Origin of the sequence: Pseudomonas peli (assembly GCF_900099645.1) — a bacterium.
GTDB classification, from domain to species: Bacteria; Pseudomonadota; Gammaproteobacteria; order Pseudomonadales; family Pseudomonadaceae; genus Aquipseudomonas; species Aquipseudomonas peli.
In genome coordinates, this window is the sequence record NZ_FMTL01000002.1 from 731,382 (window position 1) to 750,155 (window position 18,774).

General features: G+C 61.9%; 20 protein-coding genes and 1 riboswitch. Of the genes, 19 read left to right on the forward strand and 1 reads right to left on the reverse strand.

Annotated features, from left to right (window positions below):
- The first annotated feature begins 57 nt into the window (after positions 1–57).
- The 19 genes from BLO50_RS12295 (at position 58) to BLO50_RS12380 (ending at position 18,143) form a co-directional block, all read left to right on the forward strand.
- Positions 58–1,323 carry an alpha/beta hydrolase gene (locus tag BLO50_RS12295; protein ID WP_090253085.1) on the forward strand — a complete coding sequence of 422 codons (1,266 nt, stop codon included), beginning with the start codon at positions 58–60 and terminating at the stop codon, positions 1,321–1,323.
- A gap of 106 nt (positions 1,324–1,429) precedes the next feature.
- Positions 1,430–2,023 (forward strand): MliC family protein, encoded by a 594-nt coding sequence (locus BLO50_RS12300; RefSeq protein WP_090253088.1) that lies wholly within the window; start codon positions 1,430–1,432, stop codon positions 2,021–2,023.
- Between the two features lie 67 nt (positions 2,024–2,090).
- Positions 2,091–2,315, forward strand: a riboswitch (cobalamin riboswitch).
- A 109-nt stretch (positions 2,316–2,424) separates the two neighbouring features.
- Positions 2,425–3,036, forward strand: a complete 612-nt coding sequence (gene cobO, locus BLO50_RS12305; RefSeq protein ID WP_090253090.1) for a cob(I)yrinic acid a,c-diamide adenosyltransferase — start codon at positions 2,425–2,427, stop codon at positions 3,034–3,036.
- The gene (locus tag BLO50_RS12310) at positions 3,033–4,340 is read left to right on the forward strand and encodes a cobyrinic acid a,c-diamide synthase CobB (RefSeq protein WP_090253093.1); all 1,308 of its coding nucleotides are present in this window, start codon (positions 3,033–3,035) and stop codon (positions 4,338–4,340) included. Before cobO ends, BLO50_RS12310 begins: the two co-directional genes overlap by 4 nt.
- Positions 4,337–4,984, forward strand: coding sequence for a 5,6-dimethylbenzimidazole synthase (gene bluB / locus BLO50_RS12315; protein ID WP_090253096.1), 648 nt, complete (start codon positions 4,337–4,339; stop codon positions 4,982–4,984). Before BLO50_RS12310 ends, bluB begins: the two co-directional genes overlap by 4 nt.
- On the forward strand, positions 4,981–5,889 hold the full coding sequence (gene cbiB / locus BLO50_RS12320) for an adenosylcobinamide-phosphate synthase CbiB (protein ID WP_090253098.1): 909 nt from the start codon (positions 4,981–4,983) through the stop codon (positions 5,887–5,889). Before bluB ends, cbiB begins: the two co-directional genes overlap by 4 nt.
- Positions 5,882–6,874 (forward strand): threonine-phosphate decarboxylase CobD, encoded by a 993-nt coding sequence (cobD, locus tag BLO50_RS12325; RefSeq protein WP_090253100.1) that lies wholly within the window; start codon positions 5,882–5,884, stop codon positions 6,872–6,874. The genes cbiB and cobD overlap by 8 nt, the downstream gene beginning before the upstream one ends.
- Positions 6,871–8,328 carry a cobyric acid synthase gene (locus BLO50_RS12330; RefSeq protein WP_090253102.1) on the forward strand — a complete coding sequence of 486 codons (1,458 nt, stop codon included), beginning with the start codon at positions 6,871–6,873 and terminating at the stop codon, positions 8,326–8,328. The genes cobD and BLO50_RS12330 overlap by 4 nt, the downstream gene beginning before the upstream one ends.
- Positions 8,321–8,842: a bifunctional adenosylcobinamide kinase/adenosylcobinamide-phosphate guanylyltransferase gene (gene cobU / locus BLO50_RS12335; RefSeq protein WP_090253105.1), complete on the forward strand. Its 522-nt coding sequence runs from the start codon at positions 8,321–8,323 to the stop codon at positions 8,840–8,842. Before BLO50_RS12330 ends, cobU begins: the two co-directional genes overlap by 8 nt.
- Positions 8,839–9,894, forward strand: coding sequence for a nicotinate-nucleotide--dimethylbenzimidazole phosphoribosyltransferase (gene cobT / locus BLO50_RS12340; protein WP_090253108.1), 1,056 nt, complete (start codon positions 8,839–8,841; stop codon positions 9,892–9,894). Before cobU ends, cobT begins: the two co-directional genes overlap by 4 nt.
- Positions 9,891–10,466 carry an alpha-ribazole phosphatase family protein gene (gene cobC / locus BLO50_RS12345; RefSeq protein WP_090253112.1) on the forward strand — a complete coding sequence of 192 codons (576 nt, stop codon included), beginning with the start codon at positions 9,891–9,893 and terminating at the stop codon, positions 10,464–10,466. The genes cobT and cobC overlap by 4 nt, the downstream gene beginning before the upstream one ends.
- The gene (locus BLO50_RS12350) at positions 10,463–11,188 is read left to right on the forward strand and encodes an adenosylcobinamide-GDP ribazoletransferase (protein WP_090253114.1); all 726 of its coding nucleotides are present in this window, start codon (positions 10,463–10,465) and stop codon (positions 11,186–11,188) included. The genes cobC and BLO50_RS12350 overlap by 4 nt, the downstream gene beginning before the upstream one ends.
- 34 nt (positions 11,189–11,222) lie before the next feature.
- Positions 11,223–12,113, forward strand: coding sequence for a hypothetical protein (locus tag BLO50_RS12355; RefSeq protein WP_090253117.1), 891 nt, complete (start codon positions 11,223–11,225; stop codon positions 12,111–12,113).
- A 155-nt stretch (positions 12,114–12,268) separates the two neighbouring features.
- On the forward strand, positions 12,269–13,477 hold the full coding sequence (locus tag BLO50_RS12360) for an MFS transporter (RefSeq protein WP_090253118.1): 1,209 nt from the start codon (positions 12,269–12,271) through the stop codon (positions 13,475–13,477).
- Complete coding sequence (locus BLO50_RS22160) at positions 13,474–13,599, forward strand: hypothetical protein (RefSeq protein ID WP_256665152.1); 126 nt, start codon at positions 13,474–13,476, stop codon at positions 13,597–13,599. The genes BLO50_RS12360 and BLO50_RS22160 overlap by 4 nt, the downstream gene beginning before the upstream one ends.
- A gap of 40 nt (positions 13,600–13,639) precedes the next feature.
- Entirely contained in the window at positions 13,640–14,191 is a 552-nt protein-coding gene (locus BLO50_RS12365; protein WP_090253121.1) for a glutathione peroxidase, read from the forward strand.
- A 124-nt stretch (positions 14,192–14,315) separates the two neighbouring features.
- Complete coding sequence (locus tag BLO50_RS12370) at positions 14,316–15,242, forward strand: esterase/lipase family protein (protein ID WP_090253124.1); 927 nt, start codon at positions 14,316–14,318, stop codon at positions 15,240–15,242.
- Positions 15,243–15,476: 234 nt separating this feature from the next.
- Positions 15,477–16,361 (forward strand): lipase secretion chaperone, encoded by an 885-nt coding sequence (locus tag BLO50_RS12375; protein ID WP_244152883.1) that lies wholly within the window; start codon positions 15,477–15,479, stop codon positions 16,359–16,361.
- 3 nt (positions 16,362–16,364) lie between these two features.
- A complete protein-coding gene (locus BLO50_RS12380) occupies positions 16,365–18,143 on the forward strand; it encodes a hybrid sensor histidine kinase/response regulator (RefSeq protein WP_090253129.1) in 1,779 nt (592 codons plus the stop codon).
- On the opposite strand, the gene BLO50_RS12385 is transcribed toward BLO50_RS12380, so the two are convergent.
- Positions 18,112–18,753: a response regulator transcription factor gene (locus BLO50_RS12385; protein WP_169852843.1), complete on the reverse strand. Its 642-nt coding sequence runs from the start codon at positions 18,751–18,753 to the stop codon at positions 18,112–18,114. The genes BLO50_RS12380 and BLO50_RS12385 overlap by 32 nt on opposite strands.
- Positions 18,754–18,774 lie beyond the last annotated feature (21 nt).

Below are 18,774 nucleotides of genomic sequence, written 5' to 3' on the forward strand. Positions count from 1 at the left end.
CTAGGCTTGCTGCTTGTTTGTGATGACCTTCTGAACTCTTAGTAGTGGCGACTGCCGATGACCTGTTTACGCGCGCTGTCATGTGTATGCCTTGCTCTGTTGTTGGGCGCCTGTGCTGGGCCAACGCCGCTGATGCTGATGAGTACGCCGGTGATTTATCACCAGGCTGCTATCGATCCTTTCGCCCATTTGTCACCGGCAGAATGGGTGCCCGATGTGGCACTGTTCTACGCCACTACTCGGGCGCCAGAGGGCGTGGGCTATGGCAATCGCGTCAGTCCAACCTTGCAACTGGGGCGTGCCCAGGTGCGTTTGGGCGATCAGCAGAGTGATTGGTCGCAATTGCATTCGGCTTCGGTCAGCGAGCTGCGCGCGCGTGAGCTGCCACTGAGTCTGATTGAGGCTCAGCAAACAGCGATACTGCCGGTGCAGCGGCCGGTTGATGTGCCTTTGGCGCCGGCGGTGCAGAGCTATGTCGATGCGATCAATCTGGCGCTGGACAAGGCCCGCGACAAGGAAATCATCATCTATGTGCATGGTGCAAAAGTGGATTTTGCCAATGCCTGTGAACTGACGGGCGAGCTTGTGCATTTTGCCGGGCGCGACTTTGTCGGTCTGGCGTTCGACTGGCCGTCACACCAGAACATTGCCAGTTATCTGCTCGGCATCGATGTGAATCGCGCTCGTGATTCCAGCCAGGCGTTGGCGCAGTTGATCGAGCTGCTGGCGCGACATACCGCTGCTGAGCGGATCAACCTGATCGCCTATAGCGCCGGTGGGCGCGTGGCATCTCTGGCGTTGCAGGCGTTCCAGAATCGTCATCCGGATTTGAATACCGCGCAGTTACAGGCGCGTTATCGGATTGGCGCGGTGGTGTTTGCCGCTGCGGATGTCCCCGAGGAAGTATTTGAAGGGCGTCTGCCGGCAATCAGTCGCGTCGCTGAACAGGTGATGATCACCGTGTCCGATCAGGACGAGGCGCTGGATTACGCGCAGCGCCTGATGCCCGGTGGCGCGCGGATTGGCAGCAGTCGGGCCGAGCAGAGCCTGCACCAGTTCACCCGCAGGCGGCACTTGAACAATGTCACTCTGCTGGATGTTTCCGGTAATAGCAGCGAGCGCGGCTTTGATATCGTCGGGCATCACTACTGGTACCGTCATCCCTGGGTCAGCAGTGATGTGATCTTGCTGCTGCGTACCAACCTGCCGCCGGATCAGCGAGCGCTATCTGTCACCGAGCACCCGGCAGTCTGGTACATGAATACGGACTACCCGCTGACGGTACGTGAAGCAACCCGGCGGGTACTCAAGGGGCAGTGGTAGGTGCTCTGGTCTGGCCTTAGCTGACGAAGCATGCAGCTTGTCGCAAGCAGGGTGTACGCCTGGATACGGCTATTAAAAACCAACGTAAAGCGGACGAGGAATCAGCATGTTTACCCCTAAGCGTTTTGCCCTTTTAGCTCTGCTCGGCCTGCCGTTAGCGACCCTGCAGGCGGCTGAGCCATCGTTCAGCTGTACCAAGGTTGAGGCTGGCAGTATCGAGGAGCTGATTTGTCAGGCGCCTGCTCTGGCCGAGCTTGATCAGAAAATGTCGAATGTTTATCAGCAGGCGTCGGCCAAGGCCATAAACCAGCATCCACCGGTACTCAAGGCTGAGCAGAGAGGTTGGATAAAAGGCCGCAATGACTGCTGGAAGGCCGCTGACCGTGAGCAGTGCGTAGCCGAGAGCTATCGCCTGCGGATTGCCGAATTGCAGGCGCGCTACGCGTTACTGAAAGGGACCGGTCCGGTGCGTTTTCAATGCGATGGTCTGCCGGCCAAGGAAGTCATCGTCACCTACTACCCCACCGAGCCTGGGACCCTGGTGGCCGAGTTTGCTGACAGCGTGTCGTTGATGTATCAGCAGCCTGCAGCCAGCGGCAGCAAATATCAGGGGCGCAACGAATCATTCTGGGAGCACCAGGGGGAGGCGACCGTGGTGTGGGGCTATGGCTCGCCCGAGATGAAGTGTCAGGCCAAGTAACCCTGGTGGCTTAAGCAGTCTGCGCCAAATGGCGCATTCGTTTGACGCTTAATCATGAACTCTCTAACCTTCGCGCCTTGTAGCAGGTGCCCCCAACGCATTGCGTGTGCGGGGTGAAACAGGGAAGTCGGTGCGCTGTGCGTGTGAACGCCCGCTATTCCGACGCTGCCCCCGCAACGGTAAGTGAGTCAAACGCCGCAAGAACCACTGTGCGTGATGCATGGGAAGGTGCGGTCGTGAGCCATTCGGCTCGCTCACAAGCCCGGAGACCGGCCTGCTGCAGTCCACGGCATCGCGGAGGGCGATGGCTGGCGTGTGGTGTGCGCTGTGCGCAGGCCCGCGCTTTCCCTATCCCCGCATGCTTTTTCCAGCCAGATCGCCCTGTGGCGGTGGAGCATGCGATGACTGAATCGATTGAACGTGACGCCCGGCACAAGGCGCGCATGGCCCGCAAGAAAGCCCTTATCGATGAAAAGATTGCCCAAGCCCAGGATGAGTACGGCCTGCTGCTGGTGCACAGCGGCAATGGCAAGGGCAAGAGCAGCAGCGCTTTCGGCATGGTCGCCCGCGCCCTGGGCCACGGCCTCAAAGTGGGCGTGGTGCAATTTATCAAGGGTGCAGCCAGCACTGGCGAAGAAGCCTTCTTTCGCCGTTTTCCCGATGAAGTCAGCTACCACGTGATGGGCGAGGGCTTTACTTGGGAGACCCAGGATCGCCAGCGTGATATCGACAAGGCGCGCGAAGCCTGGACGGTGGCGGCGCAGCTACTGAATGACCCGGCCATCGGTCTGGTGGTGCTCGACGAGCTGAATATCGCCCTGAAGTACGGTTATCTGGAACTCGACGCGGTGCTCGCCGACATCGAAGCGCGGCCGCTGCTACAGCATGTGGTGGTAACCGGTCGCGGCGCGTTGCCGGGCATGATCGAGGCAGCGGATACCGTGACCGAGATGAGCCTGGTCAAGCATGCGTTCAAGGCCGGGGTTAAGGCGCAGAAGGGCGTGGAGTTTTGAACAGCGCCCACTCTTGCCCCGCGTTATTGATCGCTGCACCGGCCTCCGGTCAGGGTAAAACCACGGTCACCGCTGCCTTGGCGCGCTTGCATGCACGCCAGGGCAAGCGCGTGCGGGTGTTCAAATGCGGCCCGGACTTTCTTGACCCGATGATTCTTGCTCGCGCCAGCGGCGCGCCGGTGTATCAGCTCGATCTGTGGATGGTCGGTGAAGCCGAGAGCCGTCGTCTGCTCTGGGAGGCGGCGGGTGACGCCGACCTGATTCTGATTGAAGGGGTGATGGGCCTGTTCGATGGCACGCCTTCGGCAGCCGACCTGGCCCGGCACTTTGGTGTGCCGGTGCTAGCGGTGATTGATGGTTCGGCGATGGCGCAGACCTTTGGCGCTATGGCCCATGGACTGGCGACCTTCCAGGCGGATTTGCCATTCTCTGGCGTGCTCGGTAACCGGGTTGGCAGCGCGCGGCATGGCGAGATTCTGCGTGATGCGCTGCCAGCCTCGATCCGCTGGTACGGCGCGCTACCGCGCAGCGCCGAGGTCGGTTTACCGAGTCGTCATTTGGGACTGGTGCAGGCGGGCGAACTGCTCGACCTGGATGCGCGTCTGGATGCCGCCGCCGATGCCTTGGCTGCCAGTGCCGATACCAGTCTGCCGCCGCCCGTCAGCTTCGCCGCGCCTGAGTCTTGTGGTATTGAACCCTTGCTCAAAGGTGTGCGCATTGGCGTTGCACGCGACAGCGCTTTTGCCTTTCTCTATCAGGCCAACCTCGATTTGCTGCGCGCACTGGGTGCCGAATTGCAGTTCTTTTCGCCGCTTACAGATGAGCAGTTGCCGGATGTCGACAGCCTGTACCTGCCTGGCGGTTACCCAGAGCTGCATCTGGAGCAACTTGAAGCTAACCAGCACATGGCCGAGGCAATCCGCGCTCACCACGAGGCAGGCAAACCGATCCACGCCGAGTGCGGCGGCATGCTCTATCTGCTCGATAAACTGACAGACAAGCAGGGCGCCAGCGGGCAGATGCTCGGTTTGTTAAACGGCGAGGCGACCCTGCAACCACGCATGACCGCCATGGCTCTGCAACAGGCTGAACTGCCAGAAGGGCTGCTGCGCGGCCATAGCTTCCACTACTCGGCGCTCAGCAGTGAACTGCAACCACTGACCCGTGGTGAGTGCCCGAACTACAAGCGCACCAGTGAGGCGGTCTATCGTCAGGGGCGGATGACCGCCTCCTATATTCACTTCTATCTGCCGTCCGACCCGGTTGCCGCTGCTGCACTGTTTTGTCCCGGTGCGCCGGCATGAGCGAGCAGGCTTTCAGTCCCGAGGAGCGTGCGGCGGTATACCGCGCCATCGCTGAGCGCCGCGATATGCGCCATTTCAGCGGTGGCGAGGTGGCTCCCGAGTTGCTCGCGCGCTTGCTCGAGGCTGCGCATCAGGCGCCGAGCGTGGGCTTGATGCAGCCCTGGCGATTTATTCGCATCACTCGTCCGGCCTTGCGCGAAGCGATCCACGGTCTGGTAGAGGAGGAGCGCACGCGCACCGCCGAAGCCTTGGGCGAGCGCAGCGACGAGTTTATGCGGCTGAAAGTCGAGGGTATTCGCGACTGCGCCGAGCTGTTGGTTGTGGCCCTGATGGATGGGCGTGAGGCTCATGTGTTTGGCCGCCGCACCTTGCCCGAGATGGACCTAGCGTCCCTGGCCTGCGCGATTCAGAACCTCTGGCTGGCGGCTCGTGCAGAGGGTTTGGGCATGGGCTGGGTGTCGCTGTTCGAGCCCCAGGCCCTGGCGGATTTGCTCAACATGCCAACCGGTAGCAAACCGTTAGCGGTGCTGTGCCTGGGGCCGGTGACGGAATTCTATGAGGCGCCGATGCTGGTGCAGCAGGGTTGGGCTGAGCCTCGGCCGCTCAGCGAGTTGCTGTTCGAGAATCAGTGGAGCACGCCATGAGTCTGGTACTGAGTACCTGCGCCGGGATCGTTCTGGATGCGATTTTTGGCGAACCCAAGGGCTGGCACCCGCTCGTGGCCTTTGGTCGTATGGCCGAGCGTATCGAGCAACGCTTCAATCCGGCGGGCGGCGGTTGGCGCAGCCATGGCGTCAGCGCCTGGTGCCTGGCGGTATTGCCGCTGACCCTGCTGGCCTGGCTGTTGAGTGAGATCAGCGGGCTGGGTTGGGCGGTGGAGATCATGGCCTTGTATGCCGCCTTGGGCCTGAAAAGCCTGGGCGAGCATGCCATGCCAGTGGCGCAGGCGCTGCGTCTGGGAGATTTGCGCCTGGCCCGCGAGCGGGTTGGCTATATGGTCAGCCGCAATACCGCGCAACTGGATGCCACAGGTGTGGCCCGCGCTGGCAGCGAATCGGTGCTTGAGAACGGCAGCGACGCGGTGTTCGCCGCGCTGCTCTGGTTTGTGTTGGCTGGCGCACCGGGGGTGGTGCTGTATCGCCTGAGCAATACCCTGGACGCCATGTGGGGCTATCGCAATGAGCGCTTTGAACGCTTCGGCTGGGCCGCGGCGAAGATCGACGATGCACTCAATTACCTGCCTGCGCGGCTGGTAGCCTTGACCTACGCGCTGCTGGGTAAAACCTTGTTGGCGCTGCGTTGCTGGCGCACTCAGGCGCCGCTGTGGGACAGCCCGAATGCTGGCCCCGTGATGGCAGCGGGTGCAGGTGCCTTGGGCATCAGCCTGGGCGGAGCGGCGGAATATCACGGTGAGGTGCATGTGCGGTCTGATCTGGGTGCGGGGCCGCCGCCCCGGGCGCGGGATATCGAACGGGCAGTCAATCTGGTCTACGGCGGCGTGCTGCTGTGGCTGGCGCTGCTACTGCTGTGGGGGCTGTTTTATGCTTGAACATGGTGGTCGCCTGCGCGCGGCCTCGCTGCGTTATGGCATAGCCCTGGCGGAGTGGCTGGATTTGTCCACCGGCATTGCGCCCTACGGCTGGCCCTTGCCCGCCATTCCGGCCAGTGCCTGGACACGCTTGCCCGAGCAGCAGGACGGTCTGGAAATCGCGGCGCGCGATTACTACGGCGTCGCCAACCTGCTACCGGTGGCGGGTTCGCAAGCCGCCATTCAGACGCTGCCGCGTCTGCTGCGGCACGTCACTGTGGGCATTGTTTCACCCGCTTATGCCGAGCATGCGGCGGCCTGGCAGCGCGAAGGGCATCGTTTGCTGGAACTCAGCGAAGGAGCCATCGAGCGAGCGCTGGAGCGCATCGATGTGCTGTTGCTGGTCAACCCGAATAACCCCACCGGCCGCTGTATTGAACCTGCGCGTTTGCTGGAGTGGCATCGGCGGTTGGCCGAGCGGGGCGGCTGGCTGGTGGTGGACGAGGCCTTTATCGATTGCGCGCCGGCATTCAGCCTGGCGGCGTTCAGTGAGTTGCCCGGGTTGATCGTGCTGCGCTCGTTTGGCAAATTTTTCGGTTTGGCGGGCATTCGTCTGGGTTTTGTCCTGGCGCAACCGCAGCTGCTGGCGCAACTGGCCGAATTGCTTGGCCCCTGGACCATCAGCGGACCGAGCCGCGTGGTGGCCACGGCGTTGTTGCAGGACATGGCTGGTCAGCAGGCGCAACGTGAGCGGTTGTTCGCCGATGGTGAACGTCTTGCGGCGCTGTTGGCTGCGCATGGGTTCAGCCCCACAGGTGGTTGCGCGTTGTTCCAGTTCTGTTGCACACCGCAGGCTGCCTTGCTACATGAGTTTCTCGCCCTGCAAGGCATCCTTACCCGCCTGTTTGAAAAGCCGCTGAGCCTGCGTTTTGGTTTGCCACCGGATGAAGCCGGCTGGCAGCGTTTGCAGCAGGCGCTGGCGGTCTTCGCTAGAGAGCTGACATGAGCACACTGATGGTGCAGGGCACCACCTCCGATGCTGGCAAAAGCACCCTGGTCACTGCGCTATGCCGCTGGCTTAAGCGCCAGGGCGTTAGCGTGGTGCCGTTCAAACCGCAGAATATGGCGCTCAATTCAGCCGTCACCGCCGACGGTGGCGAAATCGGCCGCGCCCAGGCAGTACAGGCACAAGCCGCCGGGCTGGCGCCGCATACCGATATGAATCCGGTGCTGCTCAAGCCCAATAGCGACACCGGCGCCCAGGTGATCATCCACGGCCGCGCCCTCAGCAGCATGGATGCCGTGGCATACCACGATTACAAAAAGGTGGCGATGCAGGCGGTGCTGCAGTCGCACCAGCGTCTGAGCGCCGCTTATCCGGTGGTGATGGTGGAGGGCGCCGGTTCGCCAGCGGAGATCAACCTGCGCGCCGGCGATATCGCCAATATGGGCTTTGCCGAGGCGGTGGATTGCCCGGTGATCCTGATTGCCGATATCGACAAGGGCGGGGTGTTTGCCCATCTGGTCGGCACCCTGGCGTTGCTTTCCGAGAGCGAGCAGGCGCGGGTCCAGGGTTTTGTGATCAACCGCTTTCGCGGTGATATCGCCCTGCTGCAACCGGGGCTGGATTGGCTGGAGCAGCGCACCGGCAAACCGGTACTGGGCGTATTGCCTTATCTGATGGATTTCCATCTGGAGGCCGAGGACGCCATTGATATTCGCCAGAGCGCCAAGACGGCCGAGCGGATCAAGGTGGTGGTACCGGTGTTGCCCCGCATCAGCAACCACACCGATTTCGATCCGCTGCGCCTGCATCCGCAGGTCGAGCTGACCTTTGTCGGCCCGGGCCAGGCCATTCCTGCGGCCGACCTGATTATCCTGCCCGGCTCGAAAAGCGTACGCAGCGATCTGGCGTTCCTACGTGAGCAGGGCTGGCCGGCAGTCCTTAACAAACACTTGCGCTATGGCGGCAAGTTACTGGGTATCTGCGGTGGGCTGCAGATGCTCGGCCATCAGATTGATGATCCGCATGGGCTGGAAGGCGCGGCAGGTTTCAGCCCTGGGTTGGGGCTTCTGGATTTCCACACGGTGCTGGAGCCGGAGAAGCAGCTGCGCAATGTACGCGGCCAGCTGTGTCTGGAAAATGCCGCGGTCAGTGGTTATGAAATTCATGCTGGGGTCAGCTCTGGCCCGGGGTTGAACGCGGCTGTACGACTCGATGATGGCCGCAGCGACGGCGCGCTGAGCGCTGATGGCCAGGTGCTCGGCACCTATTTGCACGGCCTGTTTGAAACCCCGGAGGCGTGCAGCGCCTTGCTGCGCTGGGCGGGGCTGCGTGACGTGCAGGCGGTGGATTACCACGCCCTGCGTGAGCGTGATATCGAGCGCCTGGCCGATCTGGTCGAGGCGCATCTGGATACGGCCCGGCTGCGCGAGTTATGTGGAGTAGGTCATGCATGAACTGATTCTCGGCGGTGCTCGCTCTGGCAAAAGTCGTCTCGCCGAGCGTTTGGCGGCCGAATCCGGCCTGGCCGTGACTTATATCGCCACCAGTCAGCCGCTCGATGGCGAGATGAGTGTACGGGTTCAGCAGCACCGTGCGCGTCGCCCTGCGCACTGGGGACTGGTGGAAGAGCCTGTGGCTCTGGCCCGAGTGCTGCGTGAACAGGCGGGTGCCGACAAGTGTCTGCTGGTCGATTGCCTGACGCTGTGGCTGACCAACTTGTTAATGCTCGATGATCCGGCGCGCCTGAGCGCCGAGCGCGATGCGTTGCTGGATTGCCTCAGCGACTTGCCGGGGCGGCTTCTGCTGGTCAGCAATGAGACCGGCCTGGGCGTGGTGCCGCTGGGCGAGCTGACCCGGCGTTATGTTGATGAGGCCGGCTGGTTGCACCAGGCCCTGGCCGAACGCTGTGAGCGTGTGGTGTTTACCGTGGCGGGTCTGCCGATGGTTCTCAAAGGAGAGGCGCTGTGAGTGAGCAATGGTGGCAGCAGGGCTGTCAGGCGTTGGACAGGCCTGCGCGCAACACCGCCGAGGCGCGGCAGCAGCAGCTGACCAAGCCGGCCGGCTCCCTCGGCCAGCTGGAGCAGCTGGCGATTGAGCTGGCGGCCATGCAAGGCAGCCAGCGGCCGCAGGTCGACCGGCTATGGATCAGCATTTTTGCCGGTGACCATGGTGTGGTCGCTGAAGGGGTTTCGGCATTCCCCCAAGCCGTCACCGGGCAGATGCTGCGCAACTTCGTCAATGGAGGTGCGGCGATCAGCGTACTGGCCAAACAATTGGGCGCGACGCTTGAGGTGATCGACCTGGGTACCGCGCTGCTGTTGGAACCGCTGCGCGGCGTGCGTCATTTGCATCTCGGTGAAGGTACGCAGAATTTCGTCCAAGGCCCGGCGATGACTGCCGCGCAGTTACTGCAGGCCCTGGCTGCCGGCCAAGCCAGCGTGCAGCGTGCCTGTGAAGCTGGCAGCCAGCTGTTTATCGGCGGCGAGATGGGCATCGGCAATACCACTGCCGCCACAGCCATGGCCTGCCTGCTGCTGGAGTGTCCGGCGCAAGAGTTGGTCGGCCCCGGCACCGGCCTGGATAGCGCGGGTGTGGCGCATAAAGCCAAGGTCATCGAGGCAGCCCTGGCCTTGCATCGCCCGGCGATCAGCGACCCCATCGATATCCTGCAGCGCCTCGGCGGCTTTGAGATTGCGGCGCTGAGCGGCGCTTATCTGGCTTGCGCGCAGCGGGGCATCACTGCACTGGTGGATGGGTTTATCTGCAGCGTGGCCGCGCTCATGGCGGTGCGCCTGAATCCGGCTTGCCGCGACTGGCTGTTGTTTGCTCACAGCGGCGCCGAGCCCGGCCATCAGCGGGTGCTCAAGGCGCTGCAGGCCGAGCCGCTGCTTGATCTGGGCCTGCGTCTGGGCGAGGGCAGTGGCGCGGCTTTGGCGGTGCCACTGCTGCAACTGGCCTGCAGCCTGCACAACGACATGGCCACCTTTGCCGAGGCGGCGGTAGCCGAGCGTCCGCTATGACGGTCTATCTGGAACTGCTGCGTCACGGTGAAACCGAACTGGGCGGCGGCCTGCGCGGTAGCCTCGACGATGCCCTGACCGAAACCGGTTGGGCGCAGCTGCGCGCGGCGGTGGCTGACGGCAGCCGCTGGGACCGCTTGATCAGCTCGCCCTTGCAGCGCTGCGCGCGCTTTGCCGAAGAGCTGGCCGCGCAGCATGGCGTGCCACTCAGTCTGGAGCCTGATCTGCAGGAACTGCATTTCGGCGCGTGGGAAGGGCGCAGTACCGCCGAGCTGATGCAGACCAACGCAGAAGAGTTGGGCCGTTTCTGGAACGATCCCTATGGTTTCACCCCGCCCGAAGGCGAGACCTTGCTGGCCTTCGAGGCGCGGATACTGAGTGCCTTGCAACGCTTGCAGGCCCGGTATGCCGGCGAGCGCTTGTTGCTGGTCACCCACGGTGGGGTGATTCGCCTGCTGCTGGCGCGTGCCCGTGGCTTGCCGCGCAATGATCTGCTGCAGGTTGCTGTGGGCCATGCCGAGCGCTATCAACTGTGCCTGGATGAACAAGGCGAGCTGTGGGAGCGCGCATGACGCCCTGGTGGATTGCCCTGCAATTTCTCACCCGTTTGCCAGTGACCCTGGCTGGCATGCCGACGCCTGAGCAGGTCGGCCGCTCGCTGTTGTTCTATCCGCTGGTGGGGCTGCTGATCGGCCTGTTGCTGCTCGCCGCGCAACACTTGCTGGGCGATAGCGCGGTGTTGCTGCAGGCGGCGTTATTGCTGGCGCTGTGGGTGGGTATCAGCGGCGGCTTGCACCTGGATGGCCTGGCCGACAGTGCCGATGCCTGGGTCGGTGGTTTTGGCGATAAGCAGCGCACCCTGGCGATCATGAAAGACCCTCGCAGCGGACCGATCGCAGTGGTGGTGCTGGTGCTGCTATTGCTGCTCAAGTTCGCCGCGCTGGTGGCCTTGCTGGAGAGCGGCGCCGGATTGCTGTTGCTACTGGTGCCTTGGCTGGCGCGTTGTCTATTGCCGCTGCTATTTATGACCACACCCTATGTGCGCGCCGGCGGCCTCGGTCAGGCCTTGGCCGAACATCTGCCGCGCCGACAACTGCCTTGGGTATTGGTTGCCAATGTGCTGGCCATGTTGCTGTTTGGATGGCCGGCGCTGCTCGCCTTGCTGGTGGCCGGGGGCGTGTTTATCTGGCTGCGCAGCTTGATGCTCAAGCGTTTGGATGGCACCACCGGTGATACCGCCGGAGCTCTGCTGGAAATCGTCGAGTGCGCGGTGCTGGTGGCGTTGGCCTGCTAGCGTGTAAGGACAGCAAGACACAGCAGGGATGGACATGGGGCGTAGGTTGCTTTACTCGACGCTGGTGGCGGCACTGCTTGGGATCGTGCCCTGTGCGGGTGCCACTCAGGCTGAGGAGCTGGTATGGGGCGTTGTACCGATACCCGGCGCTTTCAATGTGCGTGACGGTGAGGTGGTTGATGGCGTGCTGTACGAGGTCATGCAACTGCTGGCCGCCCGTCTACCCGAGTTGCAGATGCGTTATCAGGTTTTACCCATGGCTCGGGTTGAACAACGCATGAGCGAGCAGGGTGAGTTGTGCAGCAGTGGCCAGCTGCAGAGCCCCGAACGCGACCAGTTGGGTTACTTCGTACCCTATGTGGCGAGCACACCTATCCATGTGCTGGTACGCAGGCAAACCCTGGATCAACTGCTGATCGAAGACGGCCAGGTCAGCCTTGACTGGCTATTCGGTAATCCTTATTTGCGAGGGGCTCTGGCCAAGAGTCGCGTCTATCCCGCGCCGATTCGTGATCGCCTACTTAAAGCGCACGCCGAAGACCGCATCCCAGAGCTAGGCGGTAGCCTGGCCGGCGAGAATTTGCTGCTGATGGTCAGCCATCACCGTCTGGATTATGTCTTCGATTACCCCGTGATCTACACCGAGGTAATGCGCCATTTCAGTCTCAGTGATGCGCTGGTCAGCGTACCGCTGCGCGAGAACGCTGAACTGGTGACGGTGGGCATCTATTGCTCGCGCACACCATGGGGGGCGCAGATGGCTCGGCGTCTCGATCAGGCGATTCGCGAGGTTTCCGCCGCGCCCGCCAGCACCCTGGCGATTTACCAGCGTTGGCTGCCGCCTGAGGTGTACAGCCATTACCACGATGCGTTGCTGCAGTTTTTTGCTCAGCGCGCCAGCGACGCGCCGCTGCGGTTCGATTAGCCGATGGTCGGCTTGTCGGCATGGTCAATTCAGCGTGCAATCTGTAACACCGGATTGCCGAGCAGCTGTAGCTGTTGCCAGCGCGGGTAGGGGTATATACCTGCGTCATCTTGCCGATTTATCGAGAGCGGGCCAGGCCCCGCATAGGACACCGTATGACTTCGTTATGGCGCACCAGTGGCTGGTTAATGCTGGGGGCATCGCTGGTGCTGGCGCTGTCACTGGGTATTCGCCATGGCTTTGGCTTGTTCCTGCCGCCGATGAGCGCCGAGTTCGGTTGGGGGCGTGAGGTGTTCGCCTTCGCCATCGCTTTGCAGAACCTGATATGGGGCTTGACCCAGCCCTTTACCGGCGCCCTGGCTGACCGCTTCGGTGCCAAGCGCACGGTGATTGTTGGCGGCATTCTGTATGCCATTGGTCTCGGTTGCATGGGCCTGGCCGACTCACCTTTAAGCCTGTCGCTGAGCGCCGGGTTGCTGATCGGTATTGGTTTGTCCGGCACTTCGTTCTCGGTGATTCTCGGTGCAGTGGGGCGCGCCGTACCGATGGAAAAACGCAGCATAGCCATGGGTATCGCGGCGGCGGCGGGCTCCTTTGGCCAGTTCGTCATGCTTCCTGGCACCCTGGGCCTGCTTAGCTGGCTCGGTTGGTCGGTAGCGCTGATGGCGCTGGGCCTGTTGGTGGCCCTGATCATACCGCTGGCAGCCATGCTCAAGGACACGCCACTGCCGCTCACCGGCCAAGAGCAAACCCTAGGCGAGGCCTTGCGCGAGGCCTGCAGCCATTCCGGGTTCTGGCTGTTGGCGCTGGGCTTTTTCGTCTGCGGTTTTCAGGTGGTGTTTATCGGCGTGCATTTGCCGGCTTATCTGGTCGATCAGCATCTGCCTGCGCTGGTCGGCACCACAGTGCTGGCGCTGGTCGGTTTGTTCAATATCTTTGGTACTTACATTGCCGGTTGGTTGGGCGGACGGATGTCCAAGCCGCGCCTGCTCAGTGCGCTGTATCTGGCCCGCGCGGTGGTTATAGTGGCGTTTATCGTGACGCCGCTGACGGTGTGGAGCGCCTACGCCTTTGGTGTGGCCATGGGCTTGCTGTGGTTGTCGACGGTGCCGTTGACCAATGGCACGGTGGCGACGATGTTTGGTGTACGCAACCTGTCGATGCTCGGTGGTATTGTGTTTCTGTTCCACCAGCTGGGGGCGTTTCTCGGCGGTTGGATGGGCGGCTATCTGTATGACCACACCGGCAGTTATGATCTGGTTTGGCAGATTGCCGTCCTGCTGAGTTTGCTGGCCGCCGCACTCAACTGGCCAGTACGTGAGTTGCCCGTGGCGCGCTTGCAACAACAGGAGGCGAATGTATGAACACCGATTACGGTTGGAATACCGCGCTGGTGATGGGCGGCATGTTGGCTTTGGGCCTGGCCTGGTGGGGTTGGTTACAAAGTGGCCTGGCTTTTCTGCAGCTGGGTTTGGGTGTGTGTTAAAGCAATTACGGCGTCGTGAAAGGGGTTCAAAGTGATTCGGATGTGGCGTTTTACCCTGCTGGTTGTCGCTTTGCTGAGTACCTGGGTTATCCCTGCGCAGGCTGATGAGTGCCCGGCGTTACTGCAAGGTGAAGTGCAGAAGTTGCGCAGCGAGGAACGTATAGATCTGTGTGCCCAGTTTGCTGGTAAACCGTTGGTGGTGGTCAATACCGCCAGCTTTTGCGGGTTTACGCCGCAATTCAAAGGCCTTGAAGTGCTCTATCAACGCTACAAAGCCCAAGGCTTACAGGTATTTGGCGTGCCTTCTGATGATTTTCGTCAGGAATCCGACAACAGCGAAGAAACGGCGAAAGTCTGTTACGTCAATTACGGCGTGACCTTCCCCATGAGTGAAACTCAACGTGTGACGGGCAGTGAGGCGCTGCCGCTGTTCAAAGAGTTGGCCGCGCAAAGCCAGGCGCCACGCTGGAATTTTTCCAAGTATGTAATCGATGCTAAGGGTAAGGTGATCGCCAGCTTTCCCAGCAGCACCACACCGGATGATCCGGCCTTCCTGGCCGCCGTCGAGCAGGCAATCGCTTCGCAGCGTTGAACCTCAGATGGGTGAGCGCCTCACCCATCTGGGCGATAGTCCACACCGCAGTACCTCCTTAAAGTTGTGAGTACGCCGGACGCAGTTCTCCCGGCGTGCCAACAAGAAAAATAAGGAGGCACCCATGCGTCGCGTTATTACTTCTGCTTTAGCTGTATGCGCCCTGGTCGGCGCGGTTGAGGCTCAGGCCAACTACACCAAGACTAAATACCCAATCGTGCTGGTGCACGGGGTGACCGGCTTTGACACCATCGGCGGTCTGATCAACTACTTCCACACCATCCCCTGGAACCTTGAGCGCGATGGCGCAAAGGTCTATGTGGCCAGTGTTTCTGCGCTCAATGACAGTGAGCAACGTGGCGCCTCTCTGGCGCAGCAGATTGTGCCGTGGGCCAGCGCCAATGGCGGCAAGGTCAACCTGATTGGTCATAGCCAGGGGTCGCCAACCTCGCGCGTAGCCGCTTCGTTACGTCCGGATCTGGTGGCGTCGGTGACCTCGGTCAATGGCGTTAATAAAGGCTCGAAAGTGGCCGACGTGCTGCGCGGTGTGATCCCGGCGAACAGCGCCATCGAAGGTGGGGCCAATGGCCTGGCCAACGCCATCGGTTCGTTGATCAACCTGCTGTCGGGTAACAACAACCCGCAGAACGGCTTGGCGGCCCTGAAGACGCTCACCACCGCAGGCACCACGGCACTCAATGGCCGTCACCCATGGGGCGTGAACAGCAGCAGCTACTGCGCCAAGTCCACCGAAGTGCACAACGTGCGCGGGCACAACATTCGTTACTACTCATGGACCGGTAATACCCCGTACACCAACGTCTTTGATGCGGTTGATCCGTTTCTGGCCATCACCGGCCTGGCGTTTGGCAGCGAGAAGAACGACGGCCTGGTTGGCGTCTGTTCAACTTACCTGGGGCAGGTCATTGGTGATGGTTACAACATGAACCATGTGGATGCGATCAATCACCTGTTCGGCGTACGTGGCTGGACCGATCCAGTTTCGCTGTACCGCCAACATGCCAACCGCCTGAAAAGCAAAGGCGTCTGACCGTCACCTCAGCGGGCTGCGTCCTGCAGCCCGCATTTTGGAGGTCATATGGCCCTGTCGTTACGTTCAACGGTTCCTCTTTTACTCCTGGCCGGCAGCGTTGCCGGCTTTACGCTGTATTGGCAGTGGCCAGATGCTGCCTCACCCGGTGCGACGGCTATGCCGGTCACTGCTTCGGCGCCTGTAGCTGTTGTCACCCCCTCTCAGTTACCCCTCGTCAAATCAGAGCGCTCAGTGCCTCGTGCGCCGACCAGCCTGCCGGGTTTGCAGGACACGGAGGTGGATGGTGAACTCAAGGCCGACAGCGCCGGCAATCTGCAGCTGAACCTGGCGCTGCGCGACTATCTGGATTACTTCCTTAGCGCCGCGGATCAGGCTGGGTTGGACGCGGTGGTCGAAGTGATGCTGGCCGACGCCCGAGGGCGTTTGCCGGAGCCTGCCCTCGGCCAGTTTATTGGCCTGTTGGGCGACTACATGGATTACAAACGCGCCAGCCTGGCGTTACTGCAACAGCCCTTGAGCACGGCCCAGCAAAGCACCCCAGATGGCCAACTCGTTGCGTTACAGCGGGCTTTTGAACAGCTTGCCGAGTTACGCCGGGCGCATTTTTCCAGTGCCGCTGCCGAGGCCCTGTTTGGTGCGGAAGAGGCTTATGGCCGCTACACCTTGGATAATCTGGCCTTGATGGCCCGTACTGATCTCAGTGAGCACGCCAAGGCTCAGGCGCAAGAGCGTCTGCGTGCGCAGCTGCCCGAGGCCATGCGCGCCAGTGAGGTGCGCCAGACGCAGGCGCAAGCGCTACAAGTTCAGACCGACAAGCTCTGGCAAGACGGCGCCAGTGAAGAGCAGGTGCGCCAGCTGCTTGCCTTGACCTATGATCCGCCCACGGTCGAGCGTGTACTCGACGAACAGCGCAATGAGCGCGCCTGGCAACAGCGTTATGCCGCCTACCAGCAGGAACTTGCCGCATTGCAGGCCAATGGCCTCAGTGCTACGGATCAGCAGCAGGAGCAGCAACGGTTACGTCAGCGCCTGTTCAGCGCCGAAGATCAGCACCGGGTGGAAACCTATGACGCCATCGCCGCCAAGCAGCAGGAAAATCAATCCCCCGAGTTGTAAGGCATGAGCCTGGAGCGTCAGGAGTCGCTGCTGTTGGCCCAGCAGCGTCGTGGTTACCGGCGGCTGCGCTTTACTGGCGTTCTGGAAGATGAGTTTCTCGACCATCGGGTGCAGCGTATTCGCCGCCGCCTGCTGCTGATCATCAGCACGGCAGTCATCTTCCAACTCGTCTACACCGCCCTTGATCTGGTGTTACTGCCCCTCAACGCCAGCCTGGCAACTTTACCCATGCGGATGATGGGGATGTGCGGTGCGCTGTTGGCCTTCTTCTACTGTCGTCGTCCGCACACGCCACCGCGACGCGCCTTGCTGGCTTATGTGGCGGCCTATGCACTTAATGGCGCTTCGGTTGCGGTGATTATTCACCTGTGTTGGAGCCTGGGTGTGGCCATGCCCTATGACGGGCTGTTTCTGGTGCTGCTGTTTGGCTATGTGTTGTTGGGGGTTTCGTTTCGTGCCGTGAGCCTGGCGTCCTGGGGCGTCTGCGGGTTGTTCCTGTGGCTGGGGTGGGTTGTCACGGGTGGAAGCGTGGCATTGGGTTACCAGGGATTGTTTCTGTTTTGCGCCAACCTGATTGGCAGTGTCGGCGCGTACCTGCAAGAGCATGGCCAGCGCGGTGCTTGGCTTAACCTGCGATTGCTCGATCTGGCGCGGCAGCGTGCGGAAGCGGACGACGCTCGCAAGCTGCGCCTGCTGGCAGCGGCCAGCCATGACCTGCGCCAGCCCCTCAACGCGATGGGCCTGTATGCCCAGCACTTGCTGGAACAAAATCAGGATCCCAACGTACACCGCATCAGCAGCCGCCTGGCCATTGCCGTGGAGCAGCTCAGTCGACTGCTGCAGTCGCTGTTTGATTACACCCGTCTGACCTTGCCCGGCGGCGTGCAGGCCAAACCAGAGGTGTTTGCCTTGCGTCCCTTGCTGGTGCGCTTGAGTGGTGAAAGCCGCGCCGAGGCCGATGCTCAGGGTGTCGAGCTGCAACTGCAATGCGCGGAGCTCTGGGTACGCAGTGATCCGCTGCTGCTCGAGCGCGTGCTACGCAATCTGCTGAGCAACGCCTTGCGGCATGCCCAGGCGCGGCAAGTCTGGCTGCATGTCAGTGTTGAGCAGGGCGAAGTGCAGCTGGAGGTCGGTGACGACGGCCAGGGGCTGAGTGAAGAAGAACAGAGTCAGGTCTTTGAAGAGTTCCGCCAGCTCGATAACCCTGGGCGTAATGCCGAACGTGGCCTGGGTCTGGGTCTGGCCATCGTTCAGCAACTGGCGCAGTTGCTTGGGCATCCGCTGCGGCTGGATTCAAGCCCTGGCGACGGAGCGCGTTTTATCCTGCAACTGCCGCAAGCTGAAGCCGGTGAGTGGCAGCCACCTGCAGCGGTTGCCGCAGCATTGAGCGGGCGGGTGTTATTACTGGAAGACGACGCTGCAGGGCGTGAAGCCCTGTCCGGTTTGTTGCAGCGCTGGGGCTGTGATGTCTGGGCCTGCGCCGACCCCACAGAGGCCATGCAGTGTTTGCGTGAAGCGCAGCCGCAGGTGCTGATTAGCGACTACCGCCTGGCCGCCACCGAGGACGGCTTGCGCGTGATCGAGCGCTTACGTGAAGAAGCCGGACGCATGCTCCCAGCGTTGCTGATTACTGCAGATGTCAGCGCTGACTTGCAAGAGCGCTGCACCCGTGCCCATGTCACCTTGCTCGGTAAGCCGCTGTTGCCAGCCCGTTTGCGTCAAGCGCTGGCAGTGCTGTTGCCCGCCGAGCTCAGAGCCAGCCCCGTTGCCGCGCCGCACTGACACAAGCCGTCCGGGTGTGCACAGAAAACTCCTGGAACAGTGATTTCAGGTGGGTTTTCACCGTGTCCTCGGAGACCCCCAACTGACGGCTGATCGACTTGTTTGGCAAGCCTTCGGCCAGTAGCTGGAGGATTTCCATCTGTCGTGGAGTGAGCTGCGGTTTGTCGCCCGTTTGCGGTGCGGGCAGGGTTTCACCCAGCAGTACGCGGGTTACTGCCTGACGCAGTTCATCGCTATTGGCACTTTTCGGAATAAAGCCCAGCGCACCGGCGGCTAAGGCTGCTTGAGCATCCAGGTTCGAATCGCTGGCGCTGAGGATTGCCACCGGGGTCATGCGGCCTTGTTGTTGCCAACGCTGCAGCAACTCCAGGCCCGGCAGGTCGGGCAAGCGCAGGTCAAGCAGAATCAGGTCGAAGGTGGTGTGTTGCAGGCAGGCTTCGGCGGCGGCAGCGGATTCGGCGGTGCGAATGTGCAGGTCGGCGCAGAGTGGGCCGAGGGCCAGGCTGAGGCCATCAAGAAAAATACGGTGGTCGTCCACCAGGAGCAGGCTGAGCTGTTCGGGCAGGGTAGTGCAGAGTGTGGTCATCAGGGCTGTCTCAGGCGGCTTCATGGCCTGCCATCCATGGCGGCC

What these genes read in the sequence shown, in the direction of transcription:
- BLO50_RS12385 (WP_169852843.1), bottom strand. Translation starts at nt 18,753, where the DNA reads ATGAAGCCGCCTGAGACAGCCCTGATGACCACACTCTGCACTACCCTG.
- BLO50_RS12350 (WP_090253114.1), top strand. Translation starts at nt 10,463, where the DNA reads ATGACGCCCTGGTGGATTGCCCTGCAATTTCTCACCCGTTTGCCAGTG.
- BLO50_RS12380 (WP_090253129.1), top strand. Translation starts at nt 16,365, where the DNA reads ATGAGCCTGGAGCGTCAGGAGTCGCTGCTGTTGGCCCAGCAGCGTCGT.
- cobO (WP_090253090.1), top strand. Translation starts at nt 2,425, where the DNA reads ATGACTGAATCGATTGAACGTGACGCCCGGCACAAGGCGCGCATGGCC.
- cobU (WP_090253105.1), top strand. Translation starts at nt 8,321, where the DNA reads ATGCATGAACTGATTCTCGGCGGTGCTCGCTCTGGCAAAAGTCGTCTC.
- BLO50_RS12365 (WP_090253121.1), top strand. Translation starts at nt 13,640, where the DNA reads ATGTGGCGTTTTACCCTGCTGGTTGTCGCTTTGCTGAGTACCTGGGTT.
- cobC (WP_090253112.1), top strand. Translation starts at nt 9,891, where the DNA reads ATGACGGTCTATCTGGAACTGCTGCGTCACGGTGAAACCGAACTGGGC.
- BLO50_RS12355 (WP_090253117.1), top strand. Translation starts at nt 11,223, where the DNA reads ATGGGGCGTAGGTTGCTTTACTCGACGCTGGTGGCGGCACTGCTTGGG.
- BLO50_RS12360 (WP_090253118.1), top strand. Translation starts at nt 12,269, where the DNA reads ATGACTTCGTTATGGCGCACCAGTGGCTGGTTAATGCTGGGGGCATCG.
- cbiB (WP_090253098.1), top strand. Translation starts at nt 4,981, where the DNA reads ATGAGTCTGGTACTGAGTACCTGCGCCGGGATCGTTCTGGATGCGATT.
- BLO50_RS12300 (WP_090253088.1), top strand. Translation starts at nt 1,430, where the DNA reads ATGTTTACCCCTAAGCGTTTTGCCCTTTTAGCTCTGCTCGGCCTGCCG.
- BLO50_RS12295 (WP_090253085.1), top strand. Translation starts at nt 58, where the DNA reads ATGACCTGTTTACGCGCGCTGTCATGTGTATGCCTTGCTCTGTTGTTG.
- BLO50_RS22160 (WP_256665152.1), top strand. Translation starts at nt 13,474, where the DNA reads ATGAACACCGATTACGGTTGGAATACCGCGCTGGTGATGGGCGGCATG.
- BLO50_RS12330 (WP_090253102.1), top strand. Translation starts at nt 6,871, where the DNA reads ATGAGCACACTGATGGTGCAGGGCACCACCTCCGATGCTGGCAAAAGC.
- BLO50_RS12370 (WP_090253124.1), top strand. Translation starts at nt 14,316, where the DNA reads ATGCGTCGCGTTATTACTTCTGCTTTAGCTGTATGCGCCCTGGTCGGC.
- cobD (WP_090253100.1), top strand. Translation starts at nt 5,882, where the DNA reads ATGCTTGAACATGGTGGTCGCCTGCGCGCGGCCTCGCTGCGTTATGGC.
- bluB (WP_090253096.1), top strand. Translation starts at nt 4,337, where the DNA reads ATGAGCGAGCAGGCTTTCAGTCCCGAGGAGCGTGCGGCGGTATACCGC.